The organism is Streptomyces durmitorensis, from assembly GCF_023498005.1.
GTDB classification, from domain to species: domain Bacteria; phylum Actinomycetota; class Actinomycetes; order Streptomycetales; family Streptomycetaceae; genus Streptomyces; species Streptomyces durmitorensis.
This window is the reverse complement of the sequence record NZ_CP097289.1, coordinates 37552-53513: the sequence shown is the minus strand read 5'-3', so window position 1 is coordinate 53513 and position 15962 is coordinate 37552. Positions and strand designations below refer to the sequence as shown.

The window sequence follows — 15962 nt, the reverse complement described above, 5'->3', positions numbered from 1 at the left end:
GCGATCTCCTGGTGACGTCAACCGATGTACTCTGTATGAAGTGGTGAGAACATAGTACTGCACTTGCAGTGATGTCAACGGTCTCTAAAGGTCTTCCGGAAGGAAAATGTCATGCGCCAAAACCCGGCACGAAGGGCCGCCCTCTTGGATGGCGCGATCGAGGTCCTTGCCCGCGAAGGCTCGCGCGGCCTTACTCTGCGCGCGGTCGACGCCCAGGCCGAGGTCCCCAAGGGCACCACGACCAACTACTTCGCCAACCGCGCAGACTTGCTGGCCCAGGTAATGCAGCGCATCCAGGAGCGTCTCACCCCAGAGGAGGCTCAAGTGGCAGGCGCCTTGCGGGAGAAGCCGTCCGACGAGGTCGTCGCCACCCTCCTCAAGCAGCTGCTCGGCCGCATGCGCGTCGACCGCAGCAGCTGGCTCGCCCTGATGGAGCTGCGCCTGGAGGCCACCCGCCGCCCCGAACTGCACGCAGAGCTCACCCGGTTCTTCACCGCTCAGCTCGATGGGAACATCGCCTTCCACCTGGATGCGGGCCTGCCGGGCGACCGCACCGCCGTCATCCTGCTGTATCTGTCGATGCTCGGAATGATCTTGGACGACCTGACGGTGCCGGAGCTTCTAGCGCCGTATGCGGCCGACGAGTTGATCGACGAACTGGCACGGCGGATCCTGCGAGTGGCGGACTGAGTCCGCGACGTCATCTCGACAGAGCGACTGCTCTCTGATGTGGATGGTCATGCTCGAGGGGTTTTCCCATCGATGGCTTCGGCTGCAGCGGAGGTCGCATCGTGGAGGAGCCGGCGGACAGCCTCGAGCCAGCCGCGCGCAGAGGGGGGCGTGGGTTGAGAAGCTTGCTTGCGAGGCACCAGGGCGATCGCCGAATCGAAGCGTTCCTGGCAGAGAGGGCGCCACTCATCACGGCGAGCGTTTGAAACGGATTTACGCGTGGCGAGACCGGTGTCTATCCTGGTGAGCGGTCCTGTTGTCGCCGATTGTGGTGGATTTTGCGCATCTGAGGTACGTGCTCCTGCTGTCAGCACGGCGTTCGCCCGTGCGGCCCTGCCGCGGTCGGTCACGCCGACGGTGGCGGATGTGCATGTCACCTCGGCACCTCCCCGGACCGCCCAGCCGGTGAACCCCTGTCCGAGCTGCCTTCCCTACCCGGGTGTCCTGCGCACTTCCGCCTGCCGTCGTGACTACCGAGCGCGTGCTGCCCCAGACACCCGTGCACCGCGGCGACTTCACCCTGGGGCCTGTCTCGCTGCAGATCGACCGGGCCGACCGCGTTGCGATCACCGGCGCGAACGGATCAGGCAAGTCGACGCTGCTGTCCGCGCTGCTCGGCCGTATCCCGCTGGACACCGGCCATCAGGCGCTGGGCTCCGGCGTGGTGATCGGCGAGATCGACCACCCGCGAGCTGTTCCACGGACGTGAATCGCTGCTGGACGCCTTCCGCGCCGCCACGCCCACGATGGAACCCGCCGAGGTGCGCACCCTGCTGGCCAAGTTCGGCCTGGGCACCGAGCATGTGCTGCGCGAGGCAACCACCCTCTCACCAGGCGAACGCACCCGCGCCGCACTCGCCCTGCTCCAAGGCCGCGGGGTGAACCTGCTGGTCCTGGACGAGCCCACCAACCACCTCGACCTGCAAGCCATCGAACAACTGGTGTCCGCCCTGGACACCTACGACGGCACGCTCCTGCTCGTCTCCCACGACCGCCGCCTGCTGGAAGCAGTACGGGTCACCCGACGGCTGGGAGTATCGGACGGCGCCGTCACCGACACCCTGGGGGCCTCCTTGCCTCCAGTCCATTGAGGCTGTGACTACTGGGGTGACGGTTGTTGTGAACGACGATGCTGCAGATCCCAGCGACGAGGGCGTGCCGGAGCGGCGCTGGGCGAGCAGCTGCTCGTTGCACCATTTGATCACCAGGTTCACCTGCTCGACAGTGACGCCTGACTCGGCCCGCGTGGAGCAGCTGACGGCCGAACGGCAGAAGCCATCGGCTCGATGCAGGCTCTCGACGACGCGGACGCGGACGCGGGAGGGGAGGGGAGGGGAGGATGGGGCGGGGCGGCGGATCGCAGAGCGGTACGAGGCGAGCTCGAGGGGGCTGGCTGGCGACCAGAGCGGCCCGGCCAGGCGCGTGGGCAGAGCCGCGACGGGTGCGGGGGCCGTCAGTCGTTGGGGCTGCAGTGCGGTGGGCATCAACGGCCGGGCCAGCATCCCGGTCGACCGTGACCGCGCCGCCGCGGCCGTTCAGCACCAGATGCAGCACGTTGGCCAGCCGGGTCTTGCCCGCGCCGGGCTGCCCGGCGACGAACACCACCACCGGCCTGTCCTGCGGCGCCGCGTTGCGGCGTCGCCGCGGCGTACGACTCGGATCGGACCCGGGGCCATCATCGGATGCTGATCGGCCGGCGTAGCGGGGTCGTGTCGGACGCTTGACCTCTTGCGCGTCAGTCCGGCAGCCAGTGCAGCTCATGCGCCAGGGCTTTGGCGACGGCACGGATGCGGCGGTGCAGCGGCGACTGCTCGCGGGGGAGGACCAGGTGGATCGTCAGGCTGGGCGCGCCCCGCAGCGGTCTCCAGGTGAGACCCGCCGGTTGTGCCGTGGCCGCGGCTTCTCCGGCCGGGGCGAGGGTGGCCCCGTCGCGCAGGTCGCGCTGAGACATGTCGAAAGAGACTGCGGGTGTGTGGAAGCGGGGGTGTGGTCGGGTGTCTCGGAACAGCGCGGACAGTTGATCGTGGATCACGGGGTTGGCCGCACGGTCCGGGAGTCGCAGCGGATACGCGGCCGCGTCGGCGATCTCGATCTCCGGGTGTTCGGCCAGCGGATGGTGCTGCGCCAGCTGTACCCCGATGCGCGCACGCCGCAGCAGGAACCGGCGCACGCCACGGTCCGGCTGTTCACCGCGGGTGATCCCGGCATCGATGCGGCCGTCGGCGACCGCGGGGGAGATCTCCGGTGTCGCCATAGGGACCGCGCCGACCTCGAGTCCGCTGTTGTCGCGCATCAGCCTGTCCACCAGGGCCGGTGCCGTCTCGGCCCCGGCGCTGAGGCTGTATCCGATGCGCAGCGTGCCCAGTTCACCGGCCGCCGCGCTCCGGGCGGTGTCCCATGCCCGGTCCAGCGCCGCCAGCGCGGGCGGCGCGGACTCCGCCAAAGCCGCACCGGCCGTGGTCAATACGACGCTTCGCGTGTTGCGGACCAGCAGGGCCGTACCGAGTTCCGTTTCCAATCGGCGCATCCGGGCGCTGAGTGCGGGCTGTGCGATACCGATCCGTGCGGCCGCGCGGGTGAAGTTCAACTCCTGCGCCAGCACCAGGAAGTACCGCAGGCTGACCGTGTCCGGCGCCACCGTGGCCTCCCTGCCGATTGATAACGATCCGTTCTGAGTCTATCCCGTACCGGTCTTTCCCTAGACCGCACATCAAGCCCTAGCCTGCGCGTATGTCGATCCAACTGACCGCAGAACCCGTCGCCGGGATCGATCGATCTGAGTGTCAATTCGAAGTCGGACGTGTCCGGCCCAACACAGGAGGTTTCCATGGCTAAGGGCTACTGGGTCAGTGTCTACCCCGCCATTTCCGACCCCGCGAGGCTGACTGCCTACGACAAGCTGGCCGGTCCGGCTGTCCAGGCCGGGGGCGGGCGCGTTCTGTCCCGGATCCCGTCCCGTGGCGGTCGAGTCGTCGCCCACGAGGCCGGAATCACGCAACGCGTCGTTCTGATCGAGTTCGACAGCTTTGAACAGGCCGTCGCGGCATACGAGAGCGAGGCATACCAGAAGGCGCTGGTGGCCCTCCCCGACGGTGTCGAGCGCGACTTCCGCATCATCGACGGCATCGACGGCATCGACTGACCGGCGGGCCCAGCCATCGCTGAGCCGACCTGCCCCCGGACGTCGGCGCCATCCTCGCCGCATTGCCCCAGGAGGAATCCGTGGTGGCCCTTGCATGACCCAGTGCCGCATCAGGCGACGTTCGCCCTGTCGACGAGGCACTCTCCGGTCGAACGTCGTGGCCAGCGATGAGTTTCCCCGCCTGCCTCCGTCTTACCTGGTGAACATCAAGGAAGCGGAGGCCAGGGGATGGACAAGATCACCCACATCACACAGGTGGCCACGGTCGGGATTCGCGTCACCGACCAGCAGAAGGCAATGGAGTTCTACGTCGGTGAGCTCGGTTTCGAAGTGCGCCGGGACGTACCCTTCGGCGACGGGCGCTGGATCGAGGTGGCACCGCCTGGGGCGACGACGACTGTCGCGCTCGTTCCCGAAGGGGCCCCGGCTGGCATCCGTCTTACGACCCGGGATGCCGACGCCGACCACGCGGACCTGCGCGCACACGGCGTCGATACGGACGCAGAGGTCGTGCGGATGGGGCCCGCAGTACCGCCCATGTTCGCTCTGCGTGACCCGGACGGCAACAACCTCATTCTCATCGAAAGCTCCTGAACAGGCGGAATCCGTGATGGACAAGCAGTTCACTGCGACCCTGCAGAAGAGCCCGAACAAGGGCGGCTGGACCTACGTCGTGTGGCCCGAGTCGGCCGATTTCTTCGGTACCCGCGGCCTGGTGAAGGTCCGGGGCACCATCGACGGGCACCCTTTCAACAGCTCGTTCATGGCCCTGGGGGACGGCACGCACAAGCTGCCTGTGAAGGCGGACGTGCGCAAGGCGATCGGCAAGGAGGAAGGGGACACTGTGACCGTCCGCCTGGAGGAGCGGGTGGATGCCTGACATCCGGCACGATTGCCCTTGCCATGAGCAGACGCCCGCCCCATGCACCACACCGCCTGTCGCGGCACTCTCAGTCAGCCCGGCAGCCACGCCAGTACCAGATCCCCGAGCAGGAGGAACACGGCTCTATCGCTGCGCGATAGAGGAAATCGACCTCTGAGGACCATCTTCAAACGGGTGAAAGGCCTGACCCGGATACGGGTCAAAGGGGCAACGGGATGGATAGCTGCCGTGGGGGCGAGGTTTGTGACCGTTCTTGTGAGCCCTCGCCGTAGTTTATGGGGATGCCCGTGCTGCTCTGCCAGCGGCAGAACAGCGGCCGGACCGGGCTCGACGATCACTACAGTCCGGTCTCATGACGACGATGACGACGCGTGCGGTCGAGTACCCGGCCGACGGTCTGACGATGATCGGGCACCTCGCGCTCCCGGCCGGTGTCGACCGCCGGCCCGCGGTGCTGCTCGGACCAGAGGGCACAGGGCTCAGCGACGTCGAGCGCCGCCGGGCCGATGCTCTCGCCGAGCTGGGATATATAGCGCTGGCCTTCGACCTTCACGGCGGGCGCTATTTGAGCGACCCCGAGGAGATGCTGGCCCGTTGCATGCCACTGCTCGCTGATCCCGACCGGCTGCGAGGCATCGGCCATGCAGCGCTCGACGTGTTGCACACCGAACCGCGGACCGACCCCGACCGGATCGCCGTCGTCGGTTACGGCACCGGGGGAGCCGTGGGGCTGGAACTGGGGCGCGACGGCGTCAACTTGCGCGCGATCGGCACAGTCAACGCACTGACCACGGGTCGACCGGGCGAGGCAGCACGCATTCACTGTCCGGTGTGGGCCGGGGTCGGGTCGGAAGACCCGATCATGCCGCCCGCACAACGGAACGCGTTCACCGCTGAGATGCAGGACGCGGGCGTCGACTGGCGCCTGGCGGTCTACGGTGGCGCCTTGCACGCCTTCCATCACCCGCCGGTCGATCACCCCACTGTCCCCGGCGTCGGCCACCACCCACAGCACGCGCAGCGAGCCTGGCGCGACGTCGTCGACCTGCTCGCCGAGTGCCTGCCCGTGACGGAGGATCTGGGGGCATGACCCTGGCAAGGCCGGGCGCGGGTCTCGGCCGCCGCCGTTGTTCTTCGCGGCCACGACCCGGGCGAGGTCGGCCTCTTTCGGTCGATCGCGCTGTTCCCCAGGGGTAAGTTCACGTAAGTCCCCAGGTTCTGGCCTGAGAGGGCTAGGAGGTTGCGCGGGGTAGCCCAAGAGCAACCATGAGGGCTGAGGAGAGCTCTTCCGCGAACAGCGCGGACCCGGTGAGCGTGTGCCGGATGGCTTCCTCATCGGGCGTCAGTCCGGCAGCGGCCGACCAGGCAAGGGCGTCGGCTACGGCGGATTCGATGGGGAAGTGCTCCAGAGGTATCTCGTAGCTCTCTGCCATCTCGCGGTTGAGCAGGCCCTCCCAGCCGATGCCGTCCGGCGTGAGGGCCTCGATGAACCCCACATCGCTGTCGTGGAAGGACACCAGGACCGCCGGTGTCCCGGTTCTCTGGACGAGGGCCGACAGGCTGCGCTGTCCGGCGTCGGAGAAGTCCGTCACCTGCCAGTCCTCTGCCAATGCCTCCGTGTCGTCGATGCCCGTGAGCCCGGCTTCCCGCATGAGGCCGTGCAGTTCCCGTGTGGCTCGGGTCGTCAACGATCCGCCTGAGTTTCCCATGGTTCGCAAGCTAACGGATGCCTCTGACAAGCCAGCTCGTGCCGCTCAGACGCCGGCAAGGGAAGCCGCGGCGACGGACTCTGGCGGCCTTTGTCGGTCGAGTTCCTGGGGCGCTCGTTGGGGGGGGCAGCTGGGCCCGTGGGGCCGGTCCGTTCCGGATGCGCTGGAGCACCTGATAGGCAGCCGCCGGGTGCCGGGTGCCGGGTGCCGGGTGCCGGGTGCCGGGTGCCGGGTGCCGGGTGCCGGAGCCGCTGGGCACGCGCTATGCGGGCGGGAGCGGCTGGTTGGCGCCGTCCACCCTCGCCTGGTCCGTCCTCGCGGTCCTCGCCGGGACGGGAGCGGTCGGCGCGCTCCTCCTATGGCCACGCCACGACGGCCGAGAAGCCACGACCAACTCCGTGGCACTTGCCCAGCACGCGCCCAGCAAGGAGCGGTCAACCCTGTCCAAGGCCGCGTGAACCGCCGCGCACAGCGCTTCGCCTGTGCGCGGCAGGTCGGCGCGTCCAGCCGCAACTTCGGCCTGCGGATCCGGTCCCACACTGTCGTGGCGAGCGTGTAGTACGTGTAGTAGGCGAACTGGTCGAAGCAGATGCTGAACTTCACCGCGTCGAAGTGCCCGGTGCCGTCGGCCGACCAGCGCGCGGGGATGGCGAATGCCCGCTGCCTGTGAGTGGCTGCCCGCCCGTCTCGCCGGCTCCAGTCAGGCGCGCCTGGAAAGCTCGTGATTACAGCCCCAGCCGGACTTCTCGGGCCTCGGCGATGACGTCGAGCGCCTCGACGTGCCACCCGTAGAGGTGCGCGGCCGTGAGGCAGTGGGCCAGCACGCGCTCGTGTGCCTCGTCGGTGTTGATCCGCAGCAGGCCGCGCACGGCAGCCTCCCGCGTATGCGGGTGCACGTCGGCATCGAGCAGCGCAGCCAGGGGCTCGACGCAGTCGGGTGTGCCCCGTTCACTCAGCGCGGCGGACGCGGCCCCCTGGGTCGGGGGCGCCGCCGCCGCAAGCCGCCCCAGGGCAGCCGTCGCCTCGGTCTCGGGGCGGGCGGCGAGCGCCGCGACAAGCTGGTCTGCCACATCCTTGCTTACGTCGTCCGCGAGCCGGACGAGGATGGGCAGGCCCGGGGCGCCGATCCGGCCCAGGGCGCGCACGGCGGCCCGTGCGACGTCGGGCTCGGAGCCGTGCGCGACGACCTCCTCGAGGGCCCGGGCCGCCGCCAACACCGGGAACCCGCCCAGCGCCGTCACCGCACGCCCCCGTATCGCCTCGTGCGGGGAGCGGGCGCAGGCCAGCACCACCGGCAGCGTGTCCGGTGCGCCGATCAGGCCGAGGGCCCGCACGGCACGGGCGCGTACGGTGCCGGGCTGCTCCTCGTCCTTGGCCAGGGCCGCGAGCGGCGCGGCTCCCGCCAGGAGCCGAAGGGCGCCGAGCGCGTCCGCGACGGAGGTGCGCACCGCCGTCGGGGCTGTGTCGTCCGCCAGGGCGGCCAGGAGCGACGGTACGGCGGCCGCGTACCGGGCCGCCCCCAATGCCCGGGCTGCGTTGCCCCGTTGACTCGGTGGCCGGTCCGTGTCGGCGAGCAGGGCCAGGACCTCCCGCAGCGGTGGCTTGTGCAGGCCGGCGAGCAGGTCCGGCACCGCGTCGCCGATCCGCGCGTCGCCCAAGGCCTCAAGCAAGGCCGCCTTCGCCCCGGCCTCCGCGCAGGCGGCGAGGGCCCGGGCGGCAGCCCGGCGCACGGTCGGTGCTGCCGCTTCCCGTAGGTGGTGCCGGAGCAGGGCAACGTACGCGTCCTGGCCGGGCGCGTCTACGCCGAAGAGGCCGGGGGCCTCCGCGACGCGGTCGCAGACGGCGGCCACGGCGTGCGGCGGGCACGCTGCATCGTGCGGTGAGTGTGCCGCCGCGCGGAGCACACCCCACAGATGCTCCCGGCCTTCCTCGGTCCTGGAGAGCAGGGCGGTCGCGAGGCGGCCCGTCTCGGGGTCGGGTCGCGCTGCGTCTCGCGCAGGACCTCTTCGGCGGACGGGTAGCGGCGTCCGGGCGGCCAGGCGGCGGGGCGCAGCGCGTGCAGCGCCCTGACCGCGGCCCGGCGCAGGTGTGTGTCCGAGGCGGATGAGTGTGCGAGGACAAGGAGCGCGGAGGCCGCGCGCGGGTCGCCGATCGCGCCGAGCGTCCGCACTATGTGTTCGGCGTGGTTGGGCAGGTAGTGCCAGAGCGAGGCGAGGAGCGGTGTCACCGCCTCGCGCGGGCGCAGCTGGGCCAGCGCGTCGAGCACCAGCACGGCCGTGTACCCGTAGCCGTCCATCGCCACTTGGTCGAGTACGTCGAGCAGTCCGCGCACGGCCTCCGGCCCGCCGATGGCGGCCAGTGCCCCGCACGTGGGCCGGTCCAGTTGTGCGCTGCCGTGCCGCTCCTCGGCCAGCAGCCGCAGCAGTTCCGGCACCGCACGTTGCTCCCGCAGCCGCCCCAGTGCCGCGGCGGCCTGCCACCGCAGCCCGGGATACGGCTCGTCCTTCCGTCGCAGACAGGCGAAGAGCGCCTCGACGGCCTCCGGTGACCCCGTGCTGCTGCCCAGCATTTCAGTGGCCGTCACCGCGACGTGATGGTCAGTGGACCGTGTGGCGCGGCACAGGCCCGTGACATCGCCCTCCATGCGCATCCGTACCAGCTCGGCCTGCGACGCCGCCTGCCTCACTCACGCCTCCCCGTCGTCCCCGGGCTTCCGGTCCGACATCGCCACATACATGGGTGTCCCGATGACGACCGCCAGCTCCCGCCCGTCCTCCCGCATCACGGTGCCGCGCATCAACTGCCGGGCCAGGAACTCGCAGTGGACCGGCGGCACCGTCAACGCCTCGGCGCACTGGGCGACTTCGCGCATGATGGAGGGGCTGTCCGTGCGGAACCCACGGCTCCGCCAGCGCACATTCATCTGGGGCTCCCACTCGGGCGGGAAGTCCCGCAGCAGTCCGAACATGGATGGCAGCCCCGAGAAGCCGACCTTGGGCATGTCGGGCGCGACCTGGTAGCCGATCAGGTGGTGGGCCGACCCGATGAGTGCGACCAGCGTGTCACCGTCCGCGCCCATCATCAGCGTCGGACCGTTCGCGTCGCCATACCCCGCGATCCGCAACGCAAGGTCGCCACGGAACCAGGCAGTCGGTTCCGACATCCAGCTGACGTCGAACTCCCGCTCCAGGTAGGTCTCTACGAGGTCCAGCCGGTCGTACGCACTCGTGTCGGTACGCGACGACTGCACAGCCACGCTCACGACCTTCAGGTCGACCTTCGCCTCGACTGCGAGCCGCCGCAGGAGCTTCGGCGGGATCTGCCCGTACAACATGTCCACCTTGGCGGTGGAGACGTAGATGTAGTACCGCACGTGTCAGCTGCCCTCAGGGGTGGCGATGCGGGGCGGGGAGAGGAAGGCGGACCATGTCGTCGGGGTGACGGTGAGGCGCCCTCGACCGAGGGCCTTGGAGTCGCGGATGTGGCTGGTGGTGGGCTTGGGTGCCATTTCGCGGTAGTTGCCGTCGTCGCTGCCGTTGTAGCTGGACTTGAACCACTCAAGTCCGGTGCTTTCGCTCATCGCTCTCCTAGCGGCCGGCGCAACAGGCGCTTTGTGGCGTGCAGTTGAGGGTTTCGGTCCGCAGCATTCCATACTTGCGGGCCAAGACCGCCGCTTCGCCCAGGGGTGGTGATCAGGCGAGTGGAACATACCGGGCACCAGGCGCGTCGTGTGCAGTGAACACGTGCTCCCGATCCTCTCTCACGGCCCCCTCTGAGGCTCCACCGTCCCCTCGGTGATCGAGAGCGCACGGCAATGAGCCTGGAACAGCGGCGAGTTGCAGCGCAGGGTGTGGTGGGTGCGGGGGATGACAGCGACGGAGCAAGGTCGGCTGCGGGCGAACCACAGTGCATATCGTTTCCGCACCGGCTCCGTGTAACTCAAAGGCGATTACCCGGAGCCAAGACCGACCGCTCCCAACACGGCCCCCGCATTAACACTCCAGCCCGCTGACCCCCTCCCTCGCCTGCTCATCCGCGTGGATGCCCGGTTCGGTAAGCGTGTTCTGGGCGTCGGCGAGGTAGGCCTCGTACGCCCGGAAGGGTTCGATGAGCTGCCTCAGTTCGGCATCCTGCGCCGCGGTACGCCGCAGATCCGTCAGGACCGCAGCAGCTGCGGAAGAGCCATCGCGAGAGACGGACAGACGGGCGAGATCCACGACAGCCGCACGTGTCTTCAGCGATTCTTCTGCGCGTGCACTGAACTCCGGTACCAGCGGCGCAGCCAGACGAGCGTAGGCGGTATCCAAGTCGTCCAAAGCGGCTTGCAGCGTCTCTTGCGACACGTCTGCGCGGTGGAAACTGCGGTCGAGCACGAAGCCCTGAACACCTGCCGCATCGAGGTGGAATATCGCGCCGGTCATATCCATCGCCACTGCGTATAAGTCCTCGCCAGCCGTGGTGACTTCGTCGGGGCCGTGGAGTGCGACGGCTGGCATCGCGTTGTGCATGCTCCGCATCGCCTCGCGCAGCGGCTCGTACAGGGCCGGGTCGAGGCGCTTGCGGGATTCGATGTCGCCGCGCCGGGTGCGCGCGTATTCGGGGCGGGCGACCGCTTCCCATGCCTGCCCTGGCCGTCCGGCGCGGCGGCCGTTGATGGAAGGAACTGCGGCGTGCTGCGGTTCGGCGAGGAGGGCGCGGCCCGTGGCTTGCTCTCGTACATGGCGGCATCGGCGGTGCGCTGGAGCAGCTCCAGGTCGTGGGTGCCGATCGCGTCGGGAGAGGCGGCCCCGAGCGACGCGGCGACCTCGGCCAGGGCGCCGTCGTCGACCTCGACCGGCTGTGAAAGCAGGGTGGTGAGCTGGGCGAGTCGCAGTTGGCGTCGGGCGGGTGCGGTCCGTACGGCGATGGCGAACTCTTCTCTGAACTAACGAGAGCGTCCCGTGATCAGGTGACGGGACGATCAGCCCTGAGGGAACCGGTGTGGGGCCGGAGAACGGCTGCGAACGGCGCGGGTGTTAGTTTCCTTCCCGTGTTAGGACACCAGGACGAGACGAGGGCGGCCTACGACGGGGTCGTCGATCTGTACGCGTCGATGTTCGCCAATGGGCTGGAGACGCATCCGTTCGCGCGGAACATGATCGGCACTTTCGCCGAGCTCGTGCGTGGCACGGAGAACCTGCGGGTAGCCGACGTCGGGTGCGGCCCCGGTCATGTGACGGCGATGCTGCATGACTTGGGGCTGGACGCCTTCGGGCTCGACCTCTCCCCAGCCATGGTCGCCCACGCCCGGCGGGCCCATCCGGCGCTGCGGTTCGACGAAGCGCGGATGGAAGCCCTGCCGGTCGAGGACGGTGCGCTGGGCGGAGTGCTGTCCCACTACTCGATGATCCATACCCCACCTGGAGAATTGCCCGCGCTTCTCGCCGAGCAGGTGCGTGCCTTGGCCCCAGGGGGCCTGCTCTTGGTGTCCTTCTTCGGGACCGAGGGACCGGAGCCGGTTCGCTTCGACCACAAGGTGACGCCCGCCTATAGCTGGCCGGCGGAGCAGTTTGCCGAGTTGCTGGCCGGTGCCGGCCTCGTCACGGTGGCTCGGTTGCTCCACGACCCAGCGTCCGAGCGGGGCTTCCTCGACACCCACTTGCTGGCCCGCCGCCCGTAGAGCGTGGCCCGTGGCCTGGGTCAGGGTGGTGTAGATCATCCGCGTGGATGAAGCTCGTCTAATTTGAAGATCCTCTTGCCGTACTGATTCGTGTCGCGATCTGGCTGAAGTGGGGCATGCCTAGATCGATCACTTGGCGTTGACGGACTTGCTCTGCATCGAGCTGGATGAGCTTCTCCTCTGCGCTGGCGAGGCTGACTTGGAGTCCTTCGATCTCACCGAGCCATCCCTCCTGTTCTGCTTCGGTGATTCGGGCGATCAGGTTGTCGCGGATCTCGACGAGGCGGTGTCTCTGATCCGGGTCCGGCCGGAGCATGGAGCATCGAATACACGCGTGTTCGTGGATGCAGGGCGTTCCGAATGCGCGAGCGCAGATTCCGATGGACAGTTTGCGTCGCTCGAAGTGCCCGAGGAAGGCAACCCATTCTTCGTTGGTGGGGGTTCGGTACTCCTCGCTGGGCCGGAGTGTTCGGCGCCGCGCGATGAATGCGCGATGGGCTTCGATGGCCTCGCCGGGGTAGATGGCGTTGTATCCCATGGTCGTGTTGATGCTGGTGTGCCCGGCGATGACCTGCGCGATGTGCGGGGGAAGGCCGCTGCGGATGGCGTCGGTGATGAAGATTCGCCGAAAGTCATGGGGCGAGAAGTCCAAAGGCCGTCCGGCTGAATCGGTCAGATTCGTGGAGGCCAGCACCTCTTGGAGTGCTTCGCGCAGGAGCTTCGGGGAGAGGCGGGAGCTCTCGCCGCTGCGGCACCACTGGAAAAGCAGTGGCATCTGCGGATTCCAGGTCTTCTCTGCCATGTCATAGCTGGAGACGTAGGGGACGGCACCGGTGCGAGGGTCGCGGATGCGGGCGATGATCGCGCTGAGCACGTCGGCGAGCTCCGGGCTGACCAGGATGACTCGTTCCTCATCGGTTCTGGAGGGCGCGATCTGCAGGAGGGGGACAATCTCGCCGGTCGTGGGCAGTCTGTACTGGATCAGGCTGTGATGGCTGGCCTCCAGCATCTCCTCGATGCGGACACCAGTGTGCTGAAGGAACTCGACCATCGCCCAGGCCCAGAACGCTCGGCTCTCCGCGAGGGCCAGATCGACGCGCCGGCCGGTGGCAATGTTCACCGCCCAGGTCGTTCCGTCCTTCGCTGCCCGCATGAAGGTGTCACCCGCGAAAGCGAACTGACCGCCTGGCCGGGTGTCCATCAGTGCCTGTAGTCGGGCTTTGGCCGCGTGGAGGCACGATGAAGCCGCTCGGGCAACAGCAGGCAGAGCCGGAAGTCGTTCCCGCGTCCGGTGGTCCATCCGAGCTTTGCGCCGCTTGTTGTCTTTCACCACAGCGACATCCGCGTCCTTGATCGGACTCGGCACCGCCCAAGGCCCCCAGCGTGCCGGCTCGTCGATGGCCCACTGACCGATGTCGAGATAGAACGCCCGGACGGAGATCATGATGCTGGCGACGTTGGCGCGTCCGGTCACCACTTCACGCACTTCGCCGTCCGGCTGGCGGCGCCGTTCGATGCGGGTCCGGCATCTCTGTTTCCAGGCCGCGCTCACCTCGGGCGCCAGGTGGAGAGAGTCGATCCCGAGATGATGCTGTTCCAGGTCACCCCAGAAGTTGCTGGCCAGGTGCCGGGACAAATTGTTCAGGGACGTGTAGTCGAGACCCGGCTGCCGCTCTTTGAGATAGTCCACCAAGAGATCTCGGACAGGGCGGCAGCGGACACCGAACCGGTCGACGAGCTGCTCCATCGACACCTGGCCACTGGTGTTGGCCAGGTAGCGCAAGGAACTGGGTGCTTCTGCGGGCAGGGTGCCCAACTCTCGAAGCCAGGCGTAGAAGAGGGTGTTGCCGCGCGCTTTGACGTTCGCGGCTTTGTTCGCCGCTTTGAGTGCGGCGAGATACTCCACGGCGTCGCCGACGGTGATGTCCGCCAAGGTGCCGCCCTTGGCGGCCACGATCTTGACCAGGGAGTGCAGGGCGTGACGCCCGACTTTGGAGGACCACGTGGCAGATTCGATCATCGCTTCAAGCTGGGCGAAACCTTCCAGGTCACGGGCAGGGATCAGCCCGATACGCAGGCTCGTCATGTTGGCCGAGGCCCGTGACAGCAGCCAGGGGAGGGCGGGCCTGACAACGTCGGCGCAGATCAGACTCAGCAGCCCTCCCGACAGTGCCTGCCGTTGCGAGGGACCAGCAGCCGTTCCGATCCAACCGGGTGCCAACCGGGCCCAGTCGTTGCCAGGGCGCGTGCTCGCGGGACTGGTATTCCAGCGCTGCTGCCAGGTGACCCCCGGGAAGGTCTCCAGCCACTGCAAGGTCTGGCGAGCTCCGCGGATCCTGGCTCGGTGCTGCCTCACGTCCGCCGGCCGCAGAGGAGGCTGCTCCAGACAACTCAGGATGTCGGCCTGCGTGCCTGCCGTGGCCGCCCAGTGATCCTCAGCAGGTCTGGGAGGGAAGCGCAAAGCGACGGCTTTCAATGCCTCCCCGGCCAGGCGCCGGGACGTGGGAGGTGCGACATGCGTCGCGACGGACATGGTCTCCGTAGGTGTCACCAGGCAGTCCCGAAAAGGTTGTTGAGGGATTCAGGGTTGTAGCCGGCTGCCGGAGGCGCGGGAGTCCGCTCGGCGGACTTGGTCCGGCGGGCATGGTGTGCCCGAACGTGTTCGATCACCTCGTCCCGGTCGGCCGGAAGATAGAGCTGTGTCGTCGAGAGGTGTGCATGACCGAGCACCCACTGCACGTCGGTCAGGGGCATCTTCGGATCCCTCGCCAGCCGATAGGCGGCGGTGTGTCGAAGATCGTGGAGAGTCCAGTTCGTACCGAGCAAACTGTTGGCCCGGTTGAACATCGCTCGGGCCGCCGGATAGTTCAGGGGACGCCATGGGCGGCGCAACGTCCACCACAACCCCTCGTTCTGTCCGCGGGGTACCCCAGCCCGCCAGGCATTCTCCTGATAGAGCCGTAGCCAGACGAAAGCATCCGCTGAGCAGGGGAGTTGTTGATAGGCCCGGCTCCCCTTGCGGACAACCCCCAGGACCTGTTGGCCGGGCAGCGCGTCGCGTTGCCGACTCGTGAGCAGTTCCTCAGCACGAGCCCCGTTGGAAACCCAGAACGCCAGCAGAGCTCGATCACGGTCGTGCTTCAGCGCGGCGAAGAGCGCGTTGAACATCGCATCGGAGATCCGCCGAGGCGCTCGTTTGGGGATGACCGGCCGGTAGCGGCCCTGCCGTTCGTGGCGAAACCGCTCGTCAGGATTGTGGTGAGCGTGTGCCCTGCCATGGCGCCGGGAGCGATCCAGCGGAAACGGGTTCAGGATCGGCCCTGTTCCCTCGGAGAGGTGGAAGTCGTAGAAGACCCGCAGGACGGTCTCGCAGTGCGCTCGCGTTGTCGGCGCATATCTCGGCCCTGGTGACGACTTTCCCGTGATCGGATTGGGGGCTCCGGGCGGCAGCTTCTCTGGTACCGGCTTTGGTGCTGTCTCCGTCTGGATGTCTTGTTGGTGGCGCCAGTGCAGCGGTGCGGGCTTGTTCACGATCTGCATCCAGCGCGAGAAGTCCCGAGCGTCCGACCGGACTGCACGATCCCAGGCGATTCCCCAGCCCCGCAGGAAGCGCCACCAACGCAGCAGATCCATTCCGTACGACCGGATCGTGGCTGCTGACCTGTCACAAGCCAGCAGCTCCGCGAAGAAGGCGGCCACGGGTTCGATCTCAACGCCGTCCGCGTCCAGGAGGACAAACGGCCTCCATCGGTCTCCTGTCTCCGTCAACTGTCCGGCCTCGGGCAGCACGAAGCTTGCTAACTCCCTCTCGGGATCACGTCCAAGCATCCACGGAAGCTA

At 68.1% G+C, this 15962-nt stretch carries 17 protein-coding genes and 2 pseudogenes; 8 read left to right on the top strand and 11 right to left on the bottom strand.

What is annotated here, in order from left to right; genetic code table 11:
• Positions 1-111 precede the first annotated feature (111 nt).
• Positions 112-690 (top strand): TetR/AcrR family transcriptional regulator, encoded by a 579-nt coding sequence (locus M4V62_RS00215; RefSeq protein WP_249585127.1) that lies wholly within the window; start codon positions 112-114, stop codon positions 688-690.
• Between the two features lie 532 nt (positions 691-1222).
• Positions 1223-1820 (top strand): annotated as a pseudogene (locus M4V62_RS00210) (ATP-binding cassette domain-containing protein); the annotation flags it as partial.
• On the opposite strand, the gene M4V62_RS00205 reads toward M4V62_RS00210, so the two are convergent.
• Both M4V62_RS00205 and M4V62_RS00200 read right to left on the bottom strand, forming a co-directional pair.
• A complete protein-coding gene (locus M4V62_RS00205; protein ID WP_249585126.1) occupies positions 1780-2490 on the bottom strand; it encodes a zeta toxin family protein in 711 nt (236 codons plus the stop codon). The pseudogene M4V62_RS00210 and the gene M4V62_RS00205 overlap by 41 nt on opposite strands.
• Positions 2465-3367 carry a LysR family transcriptional regulator gene (locus tag M4V62_RS00200; protein WP_249585125.1) on the bottom strand — a complete coding sequence of 301 codons (903 nt, stop codon included), beginning with the start codon at positions 3365-3367 and terminating at the stop codon, positions 2465-2467. Before M4V62_RS00200 ends, M4V62_RS00205 begins: the two co-directional genes overlap by 26 nt.
• 189 nt (positions 3368-3556) lie before the next feature.
• Between M4V62_RS00200 and M4V62_RS00195 the strand changes: the two genes are divergently transcribed.
• The 4 genes from M4V62_RS00195 to M4V62_RS00180 all read left to right on the top strand — a co-directional run bounded on the left by M4V62_RS00195 (position 3557) and on the right by M4V62_RS00180 (position 5844).
• Positions 3557-3871, top strand: coding sequence for a DUF1330 domain-containing protein (locus M4V62_RS00195; protein WP_249585124.1), 315 nt, complete (start codon positions 3557-3559; stop codon positions 3869-3871).
• Between the two features lie 228 nt (positions 3872-4099).
• Entirely contained in the window at positions 4100-4465 is a 366-nt protein-coding gene (locus M4V62_RS00190) for a VOC family protein (RefSeq protein WP_249585123.1), read from the top strand.
• Between the two features lie 16 nt (positions 4466-4481).
• The gene (locus tag M4V62_RS00185; protein WP_249585122.1) at positions 4482-4751 is read left to right on the top strand and encodes a DUF1905 domain-containing protein; all 270 of its coding nucleotides are present in this window, start codon (positions 4482-4484) and stop codon (positions 4749-4751) included.
• Between the two features lie 355 nt (positions 4752-5106).
• Complete coding sequence (locus M4V62_RS00180; protein ID WP_249585121.1) at positions 5107-5844, top strand: dienelactone hydrolase family protein; 738 nt, start codon at positions 5107-5109, stop codon at positions 5842-5844.
• Positions 5845-5986: 142 nt separating this feature from the next.
• On the opposite strand, the gene M4V62_RS00175 is transcribed toward M4V62_RS00180, so the two are convergent.
• Positions 5987-6463 (bottom strand): hypothetical protein, encoded by a 477-nt coding sequence (locus tag M4V62_RS00175; RefSeq protein WP_249585120.1) that lies wholly within the window; start codon positions 6461-6463, stop codon positions 5987-5989.
• A 239-nt stretch (positions 6464-6702) separates the two neighbouring features.
• Here M4V62_RS00175 and M4V62_RS00170 point away from each other — a divergent pair, with 239 nt between their 5' ends.
• Positions 6703-6921, top strand: coding sequence for a hypothetical protein (locus M4V62_RS00170; protein WP_249585119.1), 219 nt, complete (start codon positions 6703-6705; stop codon positions 6919-6921).
• A 109-nt stretch (positions 6922-7030) separates the two neighbouring features.
• Here the strand turns inward: M4V62_RS00170 and M4V62_RS43790 are convergent.
• The 6 genes and pseudogenes from M4V62_RS43790 to M4V62_RS00145 all read right to left on the bottom strand — a co-directional run.
• Positions 7031-7249, bottom strand: a pseudogene (locus tag M4V62_RS43790) (hypothetical protein); the annotation flags it as partial.
• Positions 7189-8313, bottom strand: coding sequence for a HEAT repeat domain-containing protein (locus M4V62_RS00165; protein WP_249585118.1), 1125 nt, complete (start codon positions 8311-8313; stop codon positions 7189-7191). The pseudogene M4V62_RS43790 and the gene M4V62_RS00165, both read right to left, overlap by 61 nt.
• A complete protein-coding gene (locus M4V62_RS00160; protein ID WP_249585117.1) occupies positions 8262-9149 on the bottom strand; it encodes a HEAT repeat domain-containing protein in 888 nt (295 codons plus the stop codon). The genes M4V62_RS00165 and M4V62_RS00160 overlap by 52 nt, the downstream gene beginning before the upstream one ends.
• Positions 9150-9836, bottom strand: coding sequence for a DUF7019 family protein (locus M4V62_RS00155; protein ID WP_249585116.1), 687 nt, complete (start codon positions 9834-9836; stop codon positions 9150-9152). It lies immediately after the preceding gene.
• 3 nt (positions 9837-9839) lie between these two features.
• Positions 9840-10043: a DUF397 domain-containing protein gene (locus M4V62_RS00150; RefSeq protein ID WP_249585115.1), complete on the bottom strand. Its 204-nt coding sequence runs from the start codon at positions 10041-10043 to the stop codon at positions 9840-9842.
• A gap of 412 nt (positions 10044-10455) precedes the next feature.
• Positions 10456-10971 carry a hypothetical protein gene (locus M4V62_RS00145; protein WP_249585114.1) on the bottom strand — a complete coding sequence of 172 codons (516 nt, stop codon included), beginning with the start codon at positions 10969-10971 and terminating at the stop codon, positions 10456-10458.
• 521 nt (positions 10972-11492) lie between these two features.
• Between M4V62_RS00145 and M4V62_RS00140 the strand changes: the two genes are divergently transcribed.
• Positions 11493-12122 carry a class I SAM-dependent methyltransferase gene (locus M4V62_RS00140; RefSeq protein WP_249585113.1) on the top strand — a complete coding sequence of 210 codons (630 nt, stop codon included), beginning with the start codon at positions 11493-11495 and terminating at the stop codon, positions 12120-12122.
• Positions 12123-12180: 58 nt separating this feature from the next.
• Here M4V62_RS00140 and M4V62_RS00135 read toward each other — a convergent pair whose 3' ends face one another.
• On the bottom strand, positions 12181-14436 hold the full coding sequence (locus tag M4V62_RS00135; RefSeq protein WP_249585112.1) for a tyrosine-type recombinase/integrase: 2256 nt from the start codon (positions 14434-14436) through the stop codon (positions 12181-12183).
• A gap of 233 nt (positions 14437-14669) precedes the next feature.
• A complete protein-coding gene (locus M4V62_RS00130) occupies positions 14670-15950 on the bottom strand; it encodes a tyrosine-type recombinase/integrase (RefSeq protein ID WP_249585111.1) in 1281 nt (426 codons plus the stop codon).
• Between the last annotated feature and the right edge of the window lie 12 nt (positions 15951-15962).

Bases quoted from the DNA above. Each gene is read 5' to 3' on its own strand.
- M4V62_RS00205 (WP_249585126.1), bottom strand. From the start codon at position 2,490: ATGAGCTGCACTGGCTGCCGGACTGACGCGCAAGAGGTCAAGCGTCCG.
- M4V62_RS00150 (WP_249585115.1), bottom strand. From the start codon at position 10,043: ATGAGCGAAAGCACCGGACTTGAGTGGTTCAAGTCCAGCTACAACGGC.
- M4V62_RS00185 (WP_249585122.1), top strand. From the start codon at position 4,482: ATGGACAAGCAGTTCACTGCGACCCTGCAGAAGAGCCCGAACAAGGGC.
- M4V62_RS00145 (WP_249585114.1), bottom strand. From the start codon at position 10,971: ATGCACAACGCGATGCCAGCCGTCGCACTCCACGGCCCCGACGAAGTC.
- M4V62_RS00175 (WP_249585120.1), bottom strand. From the start codon at position 6,463: ATGGGAAACTCAGGCGGATCGTTGACGACCCGAGCCACACGGGAACTG.
- M4V62_RS00180 (WP_249585121.1), top strand. From the start codon at position 5,107: ATGACGACGATGACGACGCGTGCGGTCGAGTACCCGGCCGACGGTCTG.
- M4V62_RS00195 (WP_249585124.1), top strand. From the start codon at position 3,557: ATGGCTAAGGGCTACTGGGTCAGTGTCTACCCCGCCATTTCCGACCCC.
- M4V62_RS00130 (WP_249585111.1), bottom strand. From the start codon at position 15,950: ATGCTTGGACGTGATCCCGAGAGGGAGTTAGCAAGCTTCGTGCTGCCC.
- M4V62_RS00190 (WP_249585123.1), top strand. From the start codon at position 4,100: ATGGACAAGATCACCCACATCACACAGGTGGCCACGGTCGGGATTCGC.
- M4V62_RS00215 (WP_249585127.1), top strand. From the start codon at position 112: ATGCGCCAAAACCCGGCACGAAGGGCCGCCCTCTTGGATGGCGCGATC.